This window comes from Novosphingobium profundi, from assembly GCF_020524485.1.
Lineage (GTDB): Bacteria > Pseudomonadota > Alphaproteobacteria > Sphingomonadales > Sphingomonadaceae > Novosphingobium > Novosphingobium profundi_A.
In genome coordinates this window covers 335,010-353,932 of sequence record NZ_JAIVLF010000006.1, presented here as the reverse complement: position 1 = coordinate 353,932, position 18,923 = coordinate 335,010, and the positions used below count along the sequence as shown (strand labels likewise).

General features: G+C 66.5%; 17 protein-coding genes. 10 read left to right on the top strand and 7 right to left on the bottom strand.

Annotation, left to right across the window (positions count from 1 at the left end):
- Positions 1-182 precede the first annotated feature (182 nt).
- Positions 183-1,256, top strand: coding sequence for a M23 family metallopeptidase (locus LC060_RS18025; protein ID WP_226638060.1), 1,074 nt, complete (start codon positions 183-185; stop codon positions 1,254-1,256).
- A complete protein-coding gene (locus LC060_RS18020; RefSeq protein ID WP_413465133.1) occupies positions 1,240-1,674 on the top strand; it encodes a bactofilin family protein in 435 nt (144 codons plus the stop codon). Before LC060_RS18025 ends, LC060_RS18020 begins: the two co-directional genes overlap by 17 nt.
- A 209-nt stretch (positions 1,675-1,883) precedes the next feature.
- Here LC060_RS18020 and LC060_RS18015 read toward each other — a convergent pair whose 3' ends face one another.
- Both LC060_RS18015 and LC060_RS18010 read right to left on the bottom strand, forming a co-directional pair.
- Positions 1,884-2,588, bottom strand: coding sequence for a DUF1013 domain-containing protein (locus LC060_RS18015; protein ID WP_039389995.1), 705 nt, complete (start codon positions 2,586-2,588; stop codon positions 1,884-1,886).
- A 225-nt stretch (positions 2,589-2,813) separates the two neighbouring features.
- Positions 2,814-3,782, bottom strand: coding sequence for a DnaJ C-terminal domain-containing protein (locus tag LC060_RS18010; protein WP_039389998.1), 969 nt, complete (start codon positions 3,780-3,782; stop codon positions 2,814-2,816).
- Positions 3,783-4,016: 234 nt separating this feature from the next.
- Between LC060_RS18010 and pdxH the strand changes: the two genes are divergently transcribed.
- Positions 4,017-4,628: a pyridoxamine 5'-phosphate oxidase gene (gene pdxH, locus LC060_RS18005; protein WP_226638058.1), complete on the top strand. Its 612-nt coding sequence runs from the start codon at positions 4,017-4,019 to the stop codon at positions 4,626-4,628.
- Between the two features lie 28 nt (positions 4,629-4,656).
- On the top strand, positions 4,657-5,616 hold the full coding sequence (locus tag LC060_RS18000; protein ID WP_226638056.1) for a cation diffusion facilitator family transporter: 960 nt from the start codon (positions 4,657-4,659) through the stop codon (positions 5,614-5,616).
- A 153-nt stretch (positions 5,617-5,769) separates the two neighbouring features.
- Here LC060_RS18000 and LC060_RS17995 read toward each other — a convergent pair whose 3' ends face one another.
- Positions 5,770-6,915, bottom strand: a complete 1,146-nt coding sequence (locus LC060_RS17995) for a serine hydrolase domain-containing protein (RefSeq protein WP_226638054.1) — start codon at positions 6,913-6,915, stop codon at positions 5,770-5,772.
- Between the two features lie 32 nt (positions 6,916-6,947).
- Here LC060_RS17995 and LC060_RS17990 point away from each other — a divergent pair, with 32 nt between their 5' ends.
- Positions 6,948-7,427, top strand: a complete 480-nt coding sequence (locus tag LC060_RS17990) for a hypothetical protein (RefSeq protein WP_226638052.1) — start codon at positions 6,948-6,950, stop codon at positions 7,425-7,427.
- A gap of 13 nt (positions 7,428-7,440) precedes the next feature.
- Here LC060_RS17990 and mnmA read toward each other — a convergent pair whose 3' ends face one another.
- Positions 7,441-8,604, bottom strand: a complete 1,164-nt coding sequence (mnmA, locus tag LC060_RS17985; protein ID WP_226638050.1) for a tRNA 2-thiouridine(34) synthase MnmA — start codon at positions 8,602-8,604, stop codon at positions 7,441-7,443.
- Positions 8,605-9,015: 411 nt separating this feature from the next.
- On the opposite strand from mnmA, the gene LC060_RS17980 reads away from it, so the two are divergent.
- From LC060_RS17980 to LC060_RS17960, 5 genes are all read left to right on the top strand, one after another.
- On the top strand, positions 9,016-9,315 hold the full coding sequence (locus LC060_RS17980) for a DUF1153 domain-containing protein (RefSeq protein ID WP_039390007.1): 300 nt from the start codon (positions 9,016-9,018) through the stop codon (positions 9,313-9,315).
- A gap of 290 nt (positions 9,316-9,605) precedes the next feature.
- Complete coding sequence (locus LC060_RS17975; protein ID WP_226638048.1) at positions 9,606-10,835, top strand: efflux RND transporter periplasmic adaptor subunit; 1,230 nt, start codon at positions 9,606-9,608, stop codon at positions 10,833-10,835.
- Between the two features lie 20 nt (positions 10,836-10,855).
- Entirely contained in the window at positions 10,856-14,296 is a 3,441-nt protein-coding gene (locus LC060_RS17970; protein ID WP_226638046.1) for an efflux RND transporter permease subunit, read from the top strand.
- A gap of 71 nt (positions 14,297-14,367) precedes the next feature.
- The gene (locus tag LC060_RS17965; RefSeq protein WP_226638239.1) at positions 14,368-15,600 is read left to right on the top strand and encodes a DUF445 domain-containing protein; all 1,233 of its coding nucleotides are present in this window, start codon (positions 14,368-14,370) and stop codon (positions 15,598-15,600) included.
- Positions 15,597-16,166, top strand: coding sequence for a GNAT family N-acetyltransferase (locus LC060_RS17960; protein ID WP_226638044.1), 570 nt, complete (start codon positions 15,597-15,599; stop codon positions 16,164-16,166). Before LC060_RS17965 ends, LC060_RS17960 begins: the two co-directional genes overlap by 4 nt.
- On the opposite strand, the gene LC060_RS17955 is transcribed toward LC060_RS17960, so the two are convergent.
- The 3 genes from LC060_RS17955 to LC060_RS17945 form a co-directional block, all read right to left on the bottom strand.
- Positions 16,163-17,065, bottom strand: coding sequence for a TonB family protein (locus LC060_RS17955; RefSeq protein ID WP_226638042.1), 903 nt, complete (start codon positions 17,063-17,065; stop codon positions 16,163-16,165). The two genes, LC060_RS17960 and LC060_RS17955, sit on opposite strands and share 4 nt — an antisense overlap.
- A 150-nt stretch (positions 17,066-17,215) precedes the next feature.
- Positions 17,216-18,145, bottom strand: a complete 930-nt coding sequence (locus LC060_RS17950) for an electron transfer flavoprotein subunit alpha/FixB family protein (protein WP_226638040.1) — start codon at positions 18,143-18,145, stop codon at positions 17,216-17,218.
- Positions 18,145-18,891, bottom strand: a complete 747-nt coding sequence (locus tag LC060_RS17945; protein WP_226638038.1) for an electron transfer flavoprotein subunit beta/FixA family protein — start codon at positions 18,889-18,891, stop codon at positions 18,145-18,147. Before LC060_RS17945 ends, LC060_RS17950 begins: the two co-directional genes overlap by 1 nt.
- Positions 18,892-18,923: the final 32 nt, after the last annotated feature.

Sequence of the window (18,923 nt, the reverse complement as noted above, 5' to 3'; positions counted from 1 at the left end):
GAACGGTTCACCCTGAAATGCACATGGTGCGGGGCGGCTCGATTCGCCTTGTTAACCCTCCCCTGCTAGCCGGTCTGCCGGGGACTGGTAATAAGCCACAGCGTGGGGTCGTTTTGAAGCTTACATCTGTCAGGGCGCTATGGTCGCGCCTGCGGGCAGGCTTCCCGGATCGCGAATTTATCATGCGTTCTCAGGGGCATGTCCATTTCATCCGGATTTCGTCGCGGACCCAGATGGTCGCCGCGGGCGCCGCTGGTGCGCTTGCCACCGTCTGGCTCGGGTCGATGGGCGCTGTCGCGATCGAGCGCATGAGCGCGTCGTCGCAAGAGGCCGAACTGCTCAGCCGCGAGGCCAGGGTCGCCCGGGCCGAGGACCGCGTCGAGAATTACCGCGAAGGCATCGACGAGGTCGCATCCGATCTCGCCCGCCGCCAGAAGTTCATCGAACAGATGGTCGAGGCCCACATCGGTGACCTTCCGCGCGACACCAAGGCCGGTGAGACCGTCTCCAACAGCGACGCGGAAGCCAAGCGCACGATCGAGAAGGTCAGCGCGGCCGTTCCCGAGGCGAGCGAACTGGCCCGACTCGAAGCGCGCCAGATCGCCTTCGTCGAGAATCTCACCCGCTACGCCGACCGCCGCGCCGAAAGCGCGAGCGCGGCGATCCGCAAGCTGGGTCTCAATCCCATGACCATGGTGGCCAATGCCCCTGCAAGCCGCGCTTCGGCGCGCGGTGGTCCGCTGATCAAACTCGCGACCCGTGCCGATGGAAGCGTCGATCCGCGTTTCCAGCGTCTGGGCGCCAGCCTTGCACGTATGGATGCGCTGGAGAACGGCCTTGCCTCGATCCCGCAGGTGAAGCCCGCCTCGGTGGCCTATGTGTCGTCGAGCTACGGCTACCGCTCGGACCCGTTCACGGGCGGCGCGGCCTTCCACGCCGGGCTCGACTTTCCCGGACCGCTGGGCTCGCCGATCTACGCCGCGGCCAAGGGTAAGGTGACCTTCGTCGGGCGCCGCCACGGCTATGGCAACTGCATCGAGGTGCGTCACGGCAATGGCCTGATGACCCGCTATGCGCACCTTTCGCGTTTCAAGTCCAAGGTCGGTGACAAGGTGGAAGCCGGCTCGACCATCGCCCTGATGGGCAGCACCGGCCGTTCCACCGGCTCGCACCTCCACTTCGAAGTGCGCCTCAACGGAAAGCCGGTCAATCCACGTCCCTTCCTCGAGGCCTCCGCCCATGTTCAAAAGCAGTAAGGCCGATCCCATGCCCAAGCCCGTTGCCACTTCGCGTTCGAGCGGCTCTGCGACCTTTTCCGTGCTCGGCAGCGACACGCTCATCACCGGGGACATCGAGGCGAGCGCCGATCTGCACATCGATGGCCGGGTGACCGGCGACATCACCTGCGCTGCGTTGGTGCAGGGCGTTGAGAGCGAGATCACCGGCGCGATCAAGGCCGATAGCGTGCGTATCTCGGGCACTGTTCGCGGCACTGTCGCTGCGCGCGAGATCGTCATTCTCGCCTCGGGCAAGATCGAGGGCGATGTCGCCTACGACACGCTCACGGTCGAACAGGGCGCGCGCATCGAGGGACGTCTGGCGCCCAACGGCGGTGGCATGCCGCCTGCGATCGGAGTCGTCGCCGACGAGGAAAAGGACTCCGTTCTGGCGTGAAGTAAGTTCCGAGGGCCATCGCCCTCGGGCTCCCAAAACTGTCTAGCTCACGCCCCGCGCGCTGCCTTGGCTGAGAAGTGCGAGGTCGCCCATTTTGGGGTCAAGGGGCGATGGCCCCTTGAATCAATACTTTCTTTCTTTGTCTTACCGACGAAAAAGGCCCGCACTTTCGTACGGGCCTTTTTGGTATTCGTGTGTGCGGGACCAGCTTACTCGCCGCGTTCCTCGGCTTCGGCAGCGCGCTTGGCCTGGAGCCAGGCGGCGGCTTCGGCCTCCTGCGCGGCCTCGTTGGCGGCCTTGGCGGCGGCGTCACGTTCGGCGCGCAGTTCCTCGATGAGGGCCTGGCGGTCATCGACGAGGCGTTCGTCGGTCGCGCCTTCGTTCTCGATACCGGCTTTCTTGGCGGCCTTGAAGACCATCGCGTCCAGCTCGCGCTGCGAGCACAGGCCCAGCGTGACCGGGTCCTTGGGCGTGATGTTGGCGATGTTCCAGTGCGAACGGTCGCGAATTGCCGCGATGGTGTTGCGGGTCGTGCCGATCAGCTTGCCGACCTGCGCGTCCGAGACCTCGGGGTGGTTGCGCAGGATCCAGGCGATGCCGTCGGGCTTGTCCTGGCGCTTGGACACCGGCGTGTAGCGCGGGCCCTTGGTGCGGCTGACGGTTACCGGTGCGCGGTGCATGCGCAGACGGTATTCCGGATTCGCCTGACCCTTCTCGATCTCTTCCATCGTCAGCTCGCCCGCGCGCACGGGGTCGCGGCCGGTGTACTTGGCCGAGGCCAGATCGTCGGCCATGGCCTGGACTTCAAGCATGTGCAGACCGCAGAAATCCGCGATCTGTTCAAACGAGAGCGCCGTGTTGTCGACCAGCCACGAGGCGGTCGCGTGCGGCATCAGCGGAGTGGGCTGGCTCATGTCTCTATCTCCGGCGGAAACAATAAGGGCCGCCCCTTCGCGGAGCGGCCGTACCGGCCCGACTTAGGTGAGTTTTGCGCGTTGGGCAAGGACTAGCGCCCGATTTGCGCGCAAAATCGGTGCCGGAGGGTCCGGATCGGAGCCAGAAGAGACCGCGCTGCGCGCGAGGGAGGCCGGGGAGGGACAAGCCGAACTTACCCGTCTCCCGCATCAGCTGCTCCCGGATCAGCCCCCCATGCGTTCGCGCACGTTGCGGGCATCCTTCCAGCCCTCAAGGCGCTTGGCGAGATCCTCGTCGCCCTCGGGCAGGGTGATTTCGAGACGGATGAGCTCGTCGCCGCGCGTGCCGTCCTTGCGGGTCATGCCCTTGCCCTTGAGACGCAGCGTCTTGCCCGAGCTGGAACCGGCCGGAACCGTCAGCATGACCGCGCCGGATGCGGTGGGCGCGCGTACTTTCGCGCCGCTGAGCGCCTCGTCGAGGGTGATCGGCAGGTCGAGGCGCAGGTCGTCGCCGTCGCGCTCGAAATAGGGGTGGTGCGCGATGGAGATGGTGATGATCGCATCGCCCGCGCCGCCCGGACCCGGCTCACCCTTGCCCGAAAGGCGCATTTGGGTGCCGTCCTCGACCCCCTTGGGCAGTTTGAGATCGATGGTCTTGCCGTCGGACAGGGTGATGCGCTGGTTGGCGAGCTCGGCCGCGTCGGTCAGCGAGACCGAGAGGCGGTAGTTGACGTTGGCGCCGCGCGGGGCCGAGCGCGAACGCCCGCCGCCAAAGCCACCGCCCATGCCGCCACCCATTCCTCCAGGGCCGCCGCGCTGGCCGCCGCCGCCGAAAATGCCGCCGAACAGGTCCTCAAGGTCAATCCCGTCGTTTCCGCCGAAACCACCAAAACCGCCCGCGCCGCCGCCCATGCCGGATCGATGACCGCCGCCACCGCCGAAACCACCGGCCCCGAAGGGCATGGTAGGGTTTCCCTCCGCGTCGATCTCGCCGCGGTCGAACTGGGCGCGCTTTTCCTTGTCGGAAAGAAGGTCGTAGGCACGGGTCACGTCCGAGAAGCGTTCGGCCGCCTTCGGGTTGTCCTTGTTCCGGTCGGGATGGAGCTCCTTGGCGAGCTTGCGGTACGCGGACTTGATGTCCTTCTCGCTAGCGCCACGTGCGATGCCGAGAGTGGTGTAAGGATCTGTTGCCATAATGCCACTTAGCTAGGTTGTAGAGCGCGTTCCGACAAGTTCTTCGCGATGCCGGGGAGGTGCTTTTTCGTTTGCTGTGGCTGCAATACCCGCCCCGGACCTTCCCAGGCGCGGTGGGGCGGGCTATTCGGCGGCGCGAAGCGCCCACGTGGCGCCGATCAAGGTCGCCCCCAAAACGGGTGGTACCTTGCTGGCGACGTGGAGCCTACGGCCACAGCAACAGGACGAGATACGATGGAATCCGAACAGACCCGCGAAGTCATCCCCGATGGCGATCCCTTTGCCCTGTTCAGCGCCTGGTACGACGAAGCGCGCGGGACCGAGCCGAACGATTCCAACGCGATGGCCCTGGCAACGGCAACGCCTGAAGGTGTGCCCTCGGTGCGCATGGTGCTCCTGAAGGGCCATGGCCCCGATGGTTTCGTGTTCTACACCAATGGCCACAGCCGCAAGGGCGGTGAAATCGCGGTGAACCCGCACGTCGCCTTGCTGTTCCACTGGAAGAGCCTGCGCCGCCAGATCCGCATCGAGGGAGCCCTGAGCCCGGTGACGCCCGCGGAAGCTGACGCCTACTTCCACTCGCGTCACCGCGATTCGCAGCTCGGCGCGGTCGCCTCCGACCAGTCCGCCCCGCTCGACAGCCGCGAGACCTTCCTGGCCCGCTACGAAGAGGTGCGCGCGCGCTTTGAGGGTGGCGAAGTCGAACGCCCCGCGCACTGGGGCGGCTACCGCGTGGTGCCGGTCGCCATGGAGTTCTGGCAGGACCGTCCCTACCGTCTTCACGAACGCCGCCGTTTCGAGCGGGTGGGCGAGGGGCCCTGGTCGAGCACGCTGCTCTACCCCTGATGTCTCTGGTTTCGATGGGAATTGATTCATGAGCGATGGACGCAGCCAGGTCCGCGCAATGCTGACCCGCAGTGCGGCGTTCGCCAGTATCGCGGCGGCGCTGTTTCTGCTCGTGCTCAAGATCTGGGCGGCGATCAGCACCGATTCGACCGCGATGCTGGGCAGTCTTGCCGACACCACGCTCGATCTCGTCGCCAGCCTGGCGACGCTGCTGGGCGTGTGGATCGCGGCGCAGCCGGCCGACGACAAGCACCGCTTCGGGCACGGCAAGGCCGAGGCGATCACCGCGCTGTTCCAGATCGTGCTCATCGTCATCTCGGCGCTGGGCATTGCCGCGCGCGCGGTGGAGCGGCTGCTCGTGGGCAACGAGGTCCAGGCGGCCGAGCAGGGCATCGGCGTCTCGATCGCGGCAATCGCGGTCACGCTCGCGCTGCTGGCCTGGCAGCGCCACGTCATCCGCCGCACCGGCAGCCTCGCGATCACCACCGACAGCGTACACTACCAGTCGGACCTTTTCCTCAATCTCGCGGTGATCGTGGCCCTTGTCCTTGACACCTATGTGGGCGTTGCGGGCGCGGACGCGCTGTTCGGCTTCGGTATTGCGGCCTGGCTTGCCTACGGGGCCTGGGGCGCTTCGGACGAGGTGCTCGACCAGCTTATGGACCACGAGTGGCCGGAGGAGAAGAAGCAGCGCTTCCTGCAGCTTCTGGCGACGTTTCCTGACATCAGCGGGGTCCATGACCTGCGCACGCGGACCTCGGGCGACAAGGACTTCGTGCAGTTCCATATCTGGGTCGACCCGCAGATGACCGTGCGTGAGGCGCACCGGGTGATGGACGGCATCGAGCATCGCCTCGAGGCCGAATTCCCCGGCGTCGAAATCCTGATTCACACCGATCCCGATGGCCTGGTCGACGAGAAGGGCGCTGCGGGCCGCGATGTGCTGCCGCCGATCCGTGTCGGGTTGGAGCAGGACGTGAAGCTTTAGAAATAGATATTTTTCAAGGGGTCATAACCCCTTGACCCGAAAATCGGCGACCTCACCATTCGCACCCAAGGTGGCGCGTGGGAGGTGAGGGTGACGATTCTGGGAGCCCGAGGGCGATGGCCCTCGGAATCGTCTTTCTGACTCTTTTAACTGTTACTTTCCGCCCGGAAACAACGCCAGAAGCGCCCCGATGCGCTCGTGCACGGCGCGTTCCTGGTTGGGCGCGCTGCGGCCCAGGCGCACCACGGTCAGGAGCTGTTCGGGCGAGCTTACGACGTACTGCCCGTATTCCCCAAGGCACGCGAAGACATCGGCCGGTGCGGTGGCGGGCCAGAGCCGTGCGGTTTCGCCCGGCGGTGCGGTGTTGAGCCAGACCCCGGCGCCGTAGGCCGCGTTGCGTGGGCTGGGCTCGCGCATGAAGGATATCCAGCGGCGCGGCAGGATCTGCGCGCCAGCGACGGAGCCGCGGTGGCGCAGGAATTCGGCGAGCTTGGCCCAGTCGCGCGCGTTGGCGTGAATCATGCCCGAGCCGATCAGCGTGCCCGCCCGGTCGAAGCCGGCCTGGGTCGATTCCATGCCGATGGGGGTGAGGACGCGGCTTTGCAGGTAGCCCATGACCGCGGCGCGGCGCGCTTCGGGTGATCCGTCCGGGGCAAGGACTCGCGCGGCAAGATCGGCGAGGATGATCGCGTTTGCGCCTGAATCCGCGAAAGTCTGGCCTGCAGGCGATTCCAGCGGCTGTGCCTCGGCGTAGGCGGCCATGTCGTCGCGCCCGTCGAGGTAGAGGAGGCGCATCGCATCGGACTGCTCCGTGATGCCGCCTTCGCGGCCCGGGCGGCCTTTGGCAAAGCGCAGGCCCGAGCGCATCTGGAGAAGCTGGCGCAGCGTCACTTCGCCGCGTGGATCGCCCGGCCGGCGCCATTCGGGGACAGGCGCCGATTCGTTGAGGCGCAGGCGCCCGTCGCTGACCAGCTGGCCGATCATCAGGCTGGTGATGCACTGGCCCGCGCTCCATCCCGGCAGGCGCGTCGTGTCGGAGATACCGGGGCCATAGCGCTCGGCGATGACCGACCCGCGCTTCATGATGACAAGCGCATGGGTCGGGCCGACCGCATCGGTGTTGAAGAGGCCGTCGATTGCCCGGCCGAGTTCGGCGTGGGGCGCTCCTCCGTCATCGGTGATGGCGGCTTCGGCCTCGGTGCTGGGCGGGGGCGGTCCCTCGCTCGCGGGTTCTCCACAGGCCCACAGGCTTGGCAGGGCCAGCAGCGGGAGGATAAGGCGGATCGGATACACCGGCATGACGCGCGGTGTAGTGTGCGAGAAGATCGGGAATGGCAACACCGCCCAAATCGGGAGCCGGGGACAAGCTGCGGCAGGCCTGGCAGCAGCGACAGGCATCGCGTGGACCTGAGCGTGGGCGTGCGTCGGAGGGCCAGCCTTCCGCCAAAGCCCCGCGCGCTCCCCATGCCGCCCGCCAGCCTTCGCGCTGGCTGCGCAACCTGGTGGTCCTGGCGCTGCTGGTGGGGGCAGGGCTCCTGGCCTGGCAGTGGGCGGACTTGCGCGAGCGGACGCGCATCGGGGGCGCCTATGCCGCGCGGCTCGGCTGCGTGTGCCGCCATGTCTCGCAGCGCGATCTCAAAAGCTGCGAGGCCGACCTCGCGGTGGCCCCGCTTGGCGGCATCGCGGGGCGCGTCTGGCTCAGCGAGGATACCGAGACGCGCAGCGTCAGCGCCGGGCTCCCGCTGCTCGGCTACCAGAGTGCGCGCTACGACAGCCGCCATGGTTGCCGTCTCGAGCCCTGGGACGGGTGATCGGGCGCTTCGCTCAGAGCGGGGTGGCGGGCGTGGTGTCTTCGATCCAGCCCCCGCCGACCACGCGTTCGCCCGCATAGATCACCGCGGCCTGACCCGGCGCGACGCCGTATTCGGGATTGGCGAAGCGCAAGGTGGTCTCCGCACCCTCGCCGAGCGGACCTTCCAGCGTGACGGGCACGGGCTTGGCCAGCGAACGGACCTTGGCGGTGAGCGGCGTGCCCTCGGGGAGAGGGCCGATCCGGTTGGTCTCGATGATTCGGGCCGAAGCGACCGCCAGCAGATGGCGCGGGCCGACAAGGACCCGGCGTGAGGGCGCATCGATCCCCACCACGTAGAGCGGTTCGGGCTGGCCACCGATCTCGAGCCCGCGGCGCTGGCCCACGGTGTAGTGGATCACGCCCTGGTGCGATCCGAGGACCGCGCCGGTCTCGACATGGACAATGTCGCCGGGCGCGGCCCCCTCGGGACGGACCGAGCGCACGATCTTGGCGTAGTCGCCGTCGGGCACGAAGCAGATGTCCTGGCTGTCGGGCTTGTCCGCGACGCGCAGGCCCGCCGCTTCGGCGAGGCGCCGTGTCTCGGTCTTGGGCAGGCCGCCGAGGGGAAAGCGCAGGAAGTCGAGTTGGGCCTCGGTCGTACCGTAGAGGAAGTAGCTCTGGTCGCGCGCCGGGTCGGCCGCGCGGTGCAGTTCGGAGCTTGCAGGGCCTTCCACGCGGCGCACGTAGTGGCCGGTGGCGAGGCAATCGGCGCCCAGGTCGCGCGCCATCTGCAGAAGGTCGGTGAACTTGGGCCCCATGTTGCAGCGGATGCAGGGGATGGGGGTGCGTCCAGCGAGGTAGTCGTCGGCGAAACGGTCGACGACCTCTTCGCGAAACGCGCTCTCGTGGTCGAAGACGTAGTGGGCGATGCCGAGGCGATCGGCGACTGCGCGTGCGTCGCGGATGTCGTCGCCTGCGCAGCACGCGCCCTTGCGGCCCGTGGCGGCGCCGTAGTCGTAGAGTTGCAGGGTGATGCCGATGGTCTCGGCGCCGGTGGCCGCTGCGAGCGCGGCGACGACCGAGGAATCGACACCGCCCGACATGGCGACGACGATGCGGCGCGCCGAGAGCGGCGCGGGCAACTGGAACAGGTCGGCCGGATCGAGGCCGTTGAAGAGGTTTGCGTCAGGGGACATGGGGAGCGCTCATACAGCGCCTCGTCGCGAATTCCTACCCGATCGGCGCGAAGGCGCGGCCATTGGGATCGCCCTGGGCCTGTCATTAATCTTCCATTGACCATGTGAGCCCTATTCTGCCGCCATAAGCCGGTTCGTTTGGTGTGGTCCTACCGGGAAGGCTGCGAGCGCCGGAGGGCTCCCGACGGGCCATGTGCCTCGGGCCGGCGGTGCGGGAGGCAGGTTTGACGATGCAACTGGATGAAAGCGCGAACTTTTCCTGCTTGATGAAAGCCCCCGAACGACCCGTGGAAAATCCTTAATAAGAGTCCCTAATGCTCATTAACCGTACTGCTTCAAGCAATGGCAAGTCCGAATGGACAAAGAGAGGCTCACCACCGGCTCCAGCAAAACCGGTGGGCGAGGGCTAAGATGATCGAAAACCAGAAAATCAGACCCGCGCAGGTAATCGGGCCGCTGGGTGAACCGCTCACTCTGGAGTCGCTTCCCCCCGCCAATACCACGCGCTGGGTCGTGCGCCGCAAGGCCGAGGTCGTGGCTGCCGTCAATGGCGGTCTGCTGACCATCGACGAAGTGTGTGAACGTTACCAGCTGACGCTCGAGGAATTCGCCTCCTGGCAGCGTGCCGTGGATCGTTCGGGAATGCAGGGGCTGCGTGTGACGCGCATCCAGCACTACCGCGATCTCTACGAGCGCCAGCAAAAGTACTGATCACCCCCGATCAGTTCCGCGGGACCGACAAACGGCGGCGAACCTTTTGGGTTTGCCGCCGTTTTTCTATGCCTCTTGGTTCCATGCCGTTGAACGAGGCGACAAGTCGTTGGTCGATCCGGGGCGTATCTGGAGCGAGACCGCGTTGCCACCTTTAGAGCGCGCACGTATACGTCAGGATCAGGGATTAACGGCCATGATCCGGGCCGTGCGGGGCGATGCGTGACCTTGCACGGGAAACTGGGGGACCTGTGAGGGTGCCGGGACGATGCGGCCAGTGCGGTGACGGAATGAATTACACGAGCAAGTTGGACAAGGATCGCGCCGAAGTCGTGAGCAAGGAGGACCTTGGCGCACAGACGGGCGCGGACGGGGCTTTCGAGGCGCACGAGGCGCAGGCGCAAGGGCCGGAGAAAGGCTCCTCGCGGCTGATCTGGCTTGGCGTTGCCGGGGCCTTCGTGCTCATCGTGGGAATCTGGTTCTACCTCCATAGCGGCGCGGAAACCGGCCCGGTCGAGGCGGCGCAGGTACCCGTCGTGACCGTCGTCAAGCCGGGGCGTTCGACCGTCGTGGGCACGATCACCGCCACCGGATCGCTCGCCGCGCGCCGCGCCATGCCGATCGGCTCGGTGGGTGAGGGCGGCGAAGTCCGCCGCGTTCTCGTCGAACCGGGGGATTGGGTAAAATCAGGCCAGGTGCTCGCCGTTGTCGACAGTTCGGTACAGGTCCAGCAGCAGGCCAGCCAGGCCGCGCAGATCAAGGCCGCCCAGGCCGACGCGCGCCTCGCCCAGTCGAACCTCGACCGCGCGCTCCAGTTGGTCGATCGCGGGTTCATCTCCAAGGCCGACGTTGATCGCCTCACCGCCACGCGCGATGCCGCGCTGGCCCAGGTCGAACTGGCCCGCGCCTCGCTGCGCCAGCTCCAGGCCCAGGCCGCGCGCCTCAACATCGTCGCGCCCGCCGCCGGGCTCGTGCTCGAACGCAATGTTGAGCCGGGGCAGGTCGTGGGCGGCGGCTCGAGCGTGCTCTTCCGCCTCGCCAAGGGCGGCGAGATGGAACTGCTCGCCAATCTCAGCGAGGACGACCTGGCGCGCGTGCGCGTCGGAGCGCAGGCCGAGGTGACCCCGGTCGGCTCGGAGCGCGCCTTCACCGGGCAGGTCTGGCAGGTCTCGCCCGTGATTGATCCCACGTCGCGCCAGGGCACCGCGCGCATCGCGCTTGCCTATGACCGCGCGCTGCGTCCGGGCGGCTTTGCCAGCGCCACGCTGACCAGCGGCACCGTGGTCGCGCCGATGCTTCCGGAATCGGCGATCCAGAGCGATGCCGAGGGCAGCTTCGTCTATGTCGTGGGCAAGGACAACAAGGTGGCGCGGCGCGGGGTCGAAACCGGGCTCGTTACCGCCGATGGCATCGTCATCTCCAAGGGCCTTGCGGGCACCGAGACGGTTGTCCTGCGCGCTGGCGGCTTCCTCAATCCCGAGGACACCGTCGAGCCGCGCATGGCCAAGGCCGCGGACTGACGCGTCGGGCAGGGACAGACATGAACTTTCGCAACATCTCGGCCTGGTCGATCCGCAACCCGATCATTCCGATCGTCTTCTTCATCGGTCTGATGATCGCGGGGATGGTCTCGTTCGGGCGCATGAACGTCAACAACATGCCCGATGTGGACTTCCCGGGCGTGGTCGTGCGCATCAGCCAGCCCGGCGCCGCCCCGACCGAGATCGAGACCCAGATCACCCAGATCGTCGAGGGCGCTGCGCGCTCGATCAGCGGGGTCGAGGAGATTGAATCCAACGCCTCGGAAGGCAGCTCGGTCACTTTCGTGCGCTTTGCCATCGGCACCGATGCGGACGTGGCGACCAACCAGGTGAAGAACGCGGTGGATCAGGTGCGCGGGGACCTGCCCGACGGCATCCTGGAACCGCAGATCTCCAAGGTCGAGGCGGGCGGCGGAGGGACCCTTGCGGTCTTCGCGGTCAGCGCCGATGATATGACCATCGAACAGCTGAGCTGGTTCATCGACGACACTGTTTCGAAAAACCTGCTTTCGGTTCAGGGGCTTGCCTCGGTCAGCCGCAACGGCGGCGTAGACCGCGAGATCCGCGTCGTGGTCGATCCCGACAAGATGATCGCCTTTGGCGTGACCGCGCGCGACATCAACACGGTGCTGCGCCAGGTGAACACCGATGCGGCGGGCGGTGAGGCGGAAATCGCCGGGTCGCGCCAGTCGGTGCGCGTGCTGGGCAATGCCGACAGCGCCTATGACCTTTCGCAGACGCGCATCAACCTGGGCAATGGCCGCCAGGTCAAGCTGTCGGACGTTGCCAAGGTCTACGACGGCTATTCCGAGCGCTATCGCATGGCCAAGCTGCGCGGGCGCGAGGTCGTCACCTTCAGCTTCGACCGCGCCATCGGGGCCTCCGACGTCGCGGTCTACGATGGCGCGATGGAAAAGCTCGACGCGATCCGCAAGGCCAACCCGTCGGTCCACTTCACCCGCCTGTTCTCGCAGGTGGACTACACCCGCGAGCAGTACACCAGCTCGATGGAGATGCTGGTCGAAGGCGCGGTGCTGGCCATCGTCATCGTCTACCTGTTCCTGCGCGACTGGCGCGCGACCTTCATTGCCGCCATCGCCATCCCGCTTTCCGCGATCCCGACCTTCTGGTTCATGGATCTCATGGGCTTCACGCTCAACTTCCTCTCGCTGCTCGCGCTGAGCCTGGTGGCCGGTGTCCTTGTCGATGATGCCATCGTCGAGATCGAGAACATCGTGCGCCACATGCGCATGGGCAAGAGCGCCTACCAGGCCTCGATCGACGCGGCTGACGAGATCGGCCTTGCGGTTGTCGCCACTACGTTCTCGATCGTGGCGGTGTTCTTCCCCGTCGGCATGATGCCGGGTATTTCGGGGCAGTTCTTCAAGGCCTTTGGCCTCACTATCGTCGTGGCCGTGCTGATCAGCCTTGCGGTCGCGCGCATGATCACGCCGATGGTCGCAGCTTACTTCCTGAAGTCGCATGGCCATGCCGAGCACGGTGGCGGGCGGATCATGGACCTTTACGTGAAGATCCTCGCCTGGACGCTCGACAGCCGTGAGGCGCTGCGCCGCAAGGCCGCGCTGGTGCGCCCGGATCATGGCCGCTGGTACGCGCTCCCGGCCGTGGCGCTGCTCTTCGTCCTCCTCCTTGCGGGCATTGCGGGGGCCGTCGTCGCCTTCCAGGCGCTCGCCGCAGGCGTGGCCGCGCTGGGGCTTGGCAACAGCGCGCAGGTCGTCCTGCCCTCGCTCATCGCCCCGCTGGCCGTGCCACTCGTGATCTTTGGCCTAGGCAAGGTGTTTCGACTGGTCTGGGGCCTCATGGGCACGTTCGGCCAATGGTACCGCTACTGGCATGACCGCGTGGCCGCGCGCACGCGCGATCACCGCTTCTACGCCTTCCTCGCCGGTGTTTACGCACTGGTGGTGACCTTCGCGCTGCTGCTGGGCCTGCCGCAGGAGTTCATGCCGGCCAACAACTCGGACACGAGCCGGGTCAACATCGAGATGGTGCCCGGCACCACGCTCGAGCAGACCGAGGCCGTGGCCGACGAGGTGACCCACATCATCGAGGCGCAGTCCGAGGTGGAACTGGTCATGGCCGCCTCGCGCGAGGGTGAGGCGACACTCTACATCACGCTCAAGCCTGCCGATAAGCGCGATGCGACCAGCATCGAGTTCGAACGCCGCCTCGCGCCCGAACTGCAGCGCATTCCCGATGCGCGCGTGAGCTTTGCGACCCAGTCGGGCGGCTTCGGGTCGGGCCGCGATATCTCGGTCATGCTTTCGGGCAGCGATTCCGACCAGCTCAACGAGACCGCGCAGATCCTGGTCGACCAGATGCGCGAGATCCCGGGCGTGGTCGCGCCGCGCATCGCGGCCGACCTCCAGCGCCCTGAACTTGTCATCGTGCCCCGGCTCGACCTCGCCGCCCAGCTTGGCGTGACCACGACCGCGCTCAGCCAGACGATCCGAATCGCGACCCTGGGCGAGATTGACCAGAACGCGGCGAAGTTCTCGCTCTCGGACCGCCAGGTACCGATCCGCGTGGTGCTCGACCGGGATTCACGCCGCGATTTCTCGACCATCGAGAACCTGCCGGTGACGACAAGCGCAGGGGGCAGCGTTCCCTTGAAGCGCGTGGCCGAAATCCGCTTCGGTGCCGGTCCCACCGAGATCGCGCGCTACAACCAGGCGCGCCGCGTCTTCGTCGGCGCGGATCTTGGGCCCGGGCAGATCAAGGGCACGGTGATGGAGGCGATCCAGCAGCTGCCGATCATGCAGAACCTGCCGATGGGTGTCTCCAACGCGCCGGTGGGCGAGGACCAGTGGCAGGCTGAGATGATCACCAACTTCATCATCGCGGTGATCAGTGGCATCTTCCTCGTCTTCGCGGTGCTGGTGCTGCTCTACAAGCGCTTCGTCTCGCCGTTGGTGAACATGGCCTCGCTGCTCCTGGCGCCGCTCGGCGGTCTGCTGGCTATCGCGATCCGGGGCGAGCCGATCTCGATGCCGGTCTTCATCGGTATTCTGATGCTGCTGGGCATTGTTGCCAAGAACTCGATCCTCCTCATCGATTTCGCGATCGAGGAAATGCACCGCGGCGTGGAGAAGGTGACCGCGATCATCGATGCCGGGCACAAGCGCGCGCAGCCGATCGTGATGACCACCGTCGCGATGACGGCGGGCATGGTGCCGACCGCGCTGTCGATCTCCGGCGATGGGGCCTTCCGCGCGCCGATGGGTCTGGTGGTGATCGGTGGTCTCCTCCTCTCCACCTTGCTTACTCTGGTAATTGTGCCCGCAGCCTTTAGCCTTGCCGATGGTTTCGAGAAGCGGATCGGCCCCAAGCTGCGCACGACGCTGCTGACGTTCGAGCCGCACCATGCCGAGGAGGCGCACGCCCGTTCGCAAGGGGGGACCGCGCTTCCTGCCGAATAAGGGAAAGGCGCGTAGTTTTGGCGCAGGACAGTACACTTGAGGAGATCGGCAAGGCGGACAGGGCGCGCCGCATGCGTCTCTTCGCGACCGGCCTCCTCCTGACCATGGCCGTGCTGTTCCTGGTGCTTCACCGCCTGCACGGGCTCTTTCCCGCCTGGGACACGCCGCTGGGTTACGCCATTGCCTTTACCGAGGCGGCGATGGTGGGCGGGCTGGCCGACTGGTTCGCGGTCACCGCGCTCTTTCGCCGCCCCCTTGGTCTACCGATCCCGCACACCGCGATCATTCCGGAGAACAAGGACCGCATCGCCGATTCCATGGCGCGCTTCCTGCGCGAGAACTTCCTGACCCCGCAGGTCGTCGCGCGGCGCCTGCAGGGCTTCAACTTTGCCGCGAGTCTGGGCGGTTTCCTCGGCGATCCGGTGCGGGGCGAGAATCCCCGGATCCGTGCAGGCGCGGCCAATCTTCTCGCCGATGTGCTGGAATCGCTCGACCCCGAACAGATGGGGGGCATGGTCAAGACGGGCCTGAAGTCACAGCTCGCGCGGATCGATGCCGCGCCGCTCCTGGCCCAGATGCTCGAGAACGCGATTGCCGACCAGCGCCACCTGCCTGTCCTTGAGGCGATGCTGCGCAAGGTGGGAGAGGTGATCGAGGCCAACGAGCCGATGATCCGCGAGATGATTCACGCGCGCGCCAACACGATCATGCGCTGGACCGGCCTGGACGAGCGCCTTGCCAACGGGGTCCTCGACGGCACCTACCGCCTTCTGGCCGAGATCATCGTTCAGCCCGACCATCCCTTGCGCGGCAAGGTCGACGAGGCGCTGACGGCCCTCGTGCGCGACTTGCGCAGCGACCCGGAAATGCAGGCGCGGGTGGCGCGCATCAAGGCCGAACTGCTGGCCAATCCGGCGCTGGGCGCCTGGATCGAGGCGATGTGGGAGCGGGGCCGCACCGCGCTGCTCCAAGCCATGCGCAACCCTGATGCGGCGCTCTCCGGCTCGCTCGGCGCGACGCTGGGACAGGGCCTTGGCCAGCTTGGCGCGGCGCTTGGGGGCGACGCGCGCCTCCAGGTCATGGTCAACCGCTTTGCCCGCCGCACTCTCGTCGGCGTGAGTGCGCGCTACGGCAGTGAGATCGTGCGCCTCGTCTCCGAGACCGTGAAGCGCTGGGACGCCCAGACGGTCTCGGCCCGGATCGAGGGGGCGGTCGGCCGCGACCTCCAGTTCATCCGCATCAACGGGACGCTGGTGGGGGGCCTCTTCGGCCTTGCCATCCATACCGTGGAGCGTTTCCTGTGAGCCAGGAGCCCTGGCCCGAGGGCCTGACCGCGCCCCTGCTCACCACCGCGCGCTTTGAACTGTGGCAGCCGCGGGTGGGGGATCTGGCCGCGCACATGGCGCTTCTCGCCGATCCGGAGGTGACACGTTACCTCGCGCCCACACCGCCCGACCCGGAAAAGCACATGGAGCGTCTGATCCGCCATGCCGAAAGCTGGCTCCAGCACGGCTATGGGCTCTTCGCGGTGCGCCCGCATGGATCGGAGGCGATGATCGCGAGCTGCGGCCTGTTTCACTCGAACCGGGGCTTCGGCAAGGGCTTCGACGAGGTCACCGAGGCGGGCTGGATCGTGGCGCGCGACTGGTGGAGCCAGGGCGTGGCCCGCGAGGTCATGGAGGCGAGTCTCGCCTGGTTCGAGGAACGCCACGGCCCGCGCCGCATGGTCTGCATGATCGAGGAGGGCAACCTTGCGTCCGAGCGTCTTGCTACGGCGCTGGGCTTCGTCGCCTACGACCGCAAGGAGCCCGATGCCGAGGACCCGGTCGCGCTCAACCTTTACGAGCGTCAGCCTTCAGACCTGACCTAATTTAGTATGAAGGTGGCCGTGACAGCCCAGTAGCTCGTGACCGGGGTATCATCGGCAAGCCGCGCGGGCTCGAACGTGAGATTCGTCATCCGTTCGCATACCAGTTCGTCGAACCTGGGGTCATTCTGGGACAGGGGGACGCGGCAGCCCTGCATCTTTCCTTGCGGGTCGACCGTGACGACGACGTTGACGCGAGCTTGTGCGCCTTTGCGAATGAGATTCCTTGGAAATTTCAGACCCATCTGCCGGCGCAGTTCGCCATCTCCGGCAGGACGCGCTTCGTAGGCAACCTGATCCTGCACATCGGGATCGACGCCCCATTGGCGCAAGAGATCCCGAGTGCATGTGCGCAAGGCGGCCAGAGGCTTCTCGAGAGCGCCGGTATTGAATCTGAGTGTGCGGGGGCCGAGGTCGACATCGAAGTGGTCCACCTCGCCGGCAACGGGACGCACGAAATGCCGATCGGGCTCCTCGCCTTTGGCGAGGGCCGAGGCACGCTGATCGGCGTCCATGCGATCAAGTTCATCGTGATCGATGGCGATCTCGGTGGTGAAGAGCAGGGAGTCGTATGTGCCTTCGACCTTCGCTGCGATTGCATCGGCTTCGTAGGAGGGGAAGGGGGCAAAGGCGACGTCGATGTCCCGGTGCGGCAGGTTGAGCTTGGCCGGGCCTCCGGTGAGCTGGATCTGGTAGGTGTAGTCCGGCGTGAAGTTCATGAAACGCAGGAGGACGCCCTCATCGCCTTCGCCGTACATGCGTTGCAGGACGCAGGCGTTGTCGGCCCAGTCCACGTTCCAGGGCGAGGAGGCTTCCAGCACGAAGGTGTCCGGCTTGGCCTGCGCGCCCGGCGCCGTCAGGAGCCCAGATACCGCCGCAATGGCCCAACCCGTTCTGCGCATTTCGATATCCCCCGATCCAGTTGACCAAGACTGGCATGGGGCCGGGCAGGGGGCAAGCCGGTCGCGGGAGGGCAATGCCGTGCGATCTACGAAAAAGCCCCCGCCGGGCCGGAGCCGGACGGGGGCTTTTCAAACCTTCGGGCCGAAGCCTCAGAGCTTGCCGGTAAGTTCCGGCACGGCGTCGTAGAGGTCGGCGACAAGACCGATGTCCGCGACCTGGAAGATCGGGGCGTCCTCGTCCTTGTTGATGGCGATGATGGTCTTGGAGTCCTTCATGCCCGCAAGGTGCTGGATCGCGCCCGAGATGCCGACCGCGATGTAGACTTCGGGAGCCACGATCTTGCCGGTCTGGCCGACCTGGTAGTCGTTGGGGACATAGCCCGCATCGACTGCCGCACGGCTGGCGCCCACGGCTGCGCCGAGCTTGTCGGCGAGCGGCAGGATGGTCGCCTCGAAGGTGTCCGCATCCTTGAGGGCACGGCCGCCCGAGACGATGACCTTGGCGCTGGTGAGCTCGGGACGTTCGCTGGTCGCGATTTCCTGGCCCACGAAGCTGGAGAGACCCGCATCGCCCTTGCCCGAGACGGCCTCGACGCTGGCCGAACCGCCCTCGGCAGCGGCCTTGTCGAAGGCGGTGCCGCGCACGGTGATGACGAGCTTGGCGTCGGTGCTCTCGACGGTCGCGATCGCGTTGCCGGCATAGATCGGGCGGGTGAAGGTCTTCTCGCCCTCGACCGAGAGGATGTCCGAGACCTGCATGACGTCGAGCAGGGCGGCGACGCGCGGCGCGATGTTCTTGCCGGTGGTCGTGGCGGGCGCGAGGAAAGCGTCGTGATGGCCCATCAGTTCGACGATGAGCGGTGCGACGTTTTCGGCAAGGCCATGTTCGTAAGCCGGGTCCTCGGCGAGGTGTACCTTGGCAACACCTGCGATCTTGGCGGCTTCGTCGGCGACGGCCGCGCAGCCTGCGCCTGCAACGATGAGGTGAACCTCACCCAGCTTGGCGGCGGCGGTGACGGTGGAGAGCGTCGCGTCCTTGACGGCGGCGTTGTCGTGTTCGACCCAAACAAGCGTCTTCATTACGCGACTCCCATTTCCTTGAGCTTGGCGACAAGCGCGTCGACGTTCTCGACCTTGATGCCGGCGCTGCGCACCGGCGGCTCGGCGACCTTGAGCGTCTTGAGGCGCGGCGCGATGTCGACGCCGTAGTCGGCGGGCGTCTTGGCATCGAGCGGCTTCTTCTTGGCCTTCATGATGTTGGGCAGCGAGGCGTAGCGCGGCTCGTTCAGGCGCAGGTCGGTGGTGACGATGGCGGGCATCGCGAGCTTGACGGTCTCGAGACCGCCGTCGACTTCGCGGGTGACGGCGACGCTATCGCCCTCGACCACGACCTTGGAGGCGAAGGTGCCCTGCGGACGGCCCAGGAGAGCCGCGAGCATCTGGCCGGTCTGGTTGGAATCGTCGTCGATCGCCTGCTTGCCCAGGATCACGAGGCCGGGGGTCTCTTCCTCGACCACGGCCTTGAGGATCTTGGCAACCGCGAGCGGCTCGACTTCCTCATCGGTAGCGACATGGATCGCGCGGTCCGCGCCCATCGCCATGCCCGTGCGCAGGGTTTCGGCGGCCTTGGCGGGGCCGATCGAGACCACGACGACCTCTTCGGCGTTGCCCGCTTCCTTGATCTGCAGCGCTTCCTCGACGGCAATCTCGTCGAAGGGGTTCATGCTCATCTTCACGTTGGCAAGGTCCACCCCGGACCCGTCCGCCTTTACCCGCGGCTTCACGTTGTAGTCGATCACCCGCTTCACGGGCACGAGGATTTTCATGAGAATATGTCCTCTCAAACTCTGCTGCAGGC

Coding starts and splice junctions, on each gene's coding strand:
- LC060_RS18025 (WP_226638060.1), top strand. CDS start 183: ATGCGTTCTCAGGGGCATGTCCATTTCATCCGGATTTCGTCGCGGACC.
- LC060_RS18020 (WP_413465133.1), top strand. CDS start 1,240: ATGTTCAAAAGCAGTAAGGCCGATCCCATGCCCAAGCCCGTTGCCACT.
- LC060_RS18015 (WP_039389995.1), bottom strand. CDS start 2,588: ATGAGCCAGCCCACTCCGCTGATGCCGCACGCGACCGCCTCGTGGCTG.
- LC060_RS18010 (WP_039389998.1), bottom strand. CDS start 3,782: ATGGCAACAGATCCTTACACCACTCTCGGCATCGCACGTGGCGCTAGC.
- pdxH (WP_226638058.1), top strand. CDS start 4,017: ATGGAATCCGAACAGACCCGCGAAGTCATCCCCGATGGCGATCCCTTT.
- LC060_RS18000 (WP_226638056.1), top strand. CDS start 4,657: ATGAGCGATGGACGCAGCCAGGTCCGCGCAATGCTGACCCGCAGTGCG.
- LC060_RS17995 (WP_226638054.1), bottom strand. CDS start 6,915: ATGCCGGTGTATCCGATCCGCCTTATCCTCCCGCTGCTGGCCCTGCCA.
- LC060_RS17990 (WP_226638052.1), top strand. CDS start 6,948: ATGGCAACACCGCCCAAATCGGGAGCCGGGGACAAGCTGCGGCAGGCC.
- mnmA (WP_226638050.1), bottom strand. CDS start 8,604: ATGTCCCCTGACGCAAACCTCTTCAACGGCCTCGATCCGGCCGACCTG.
- LC060_RS17980 (WP_039390007.1), top strand. CDS start 9,016: ATGATCGAAAACCAGAAAATCAGACCCGCGCAGGTAATCGGGCCGCTG.
- LC060_RS17975 (WP_226638048.1), top strand. CDS start 9,606: ATGAATTACACGAGCAAGTTGGACAAGGATCGCGCCGAAGTCGTGAGC.
- LC060_RS17970 (WP_226638046.1), top strand. CDS start 10,856: ATGAACTTTCGCAACATCTCGGCCTGGTCGATCCGCAACCCGATCATT.
- LC060_RS17965 (WP_226638239.1), top strand. CDS start 14,368: ATGCGTCTCTTCGCGACCGGCCTCCTCCTGACCATGGCCGTGCTGTTC.
- LC060_RS17955 (WP_226638042.1), bottom strand. CDS start 17,065: ATGCGCAGAACGGGTTGGGCCATTGCGGCGGTATCTGGGCTCCTGACG.
- LC060_RS17950 (WP_226638040.1), bottom strand. CDS start 18,145: ATGAAGACGCTTGTTTGGGTCGAACACGACAACGCCGCCGTCAAGGAC.
- LC060_RS17945 (WP_226638038.1), bottom strand. CDS start 18,891: ATGAAAATCCTCGTGCCCGTGAAGCGGGTGATCGACTACAACGTGAAG.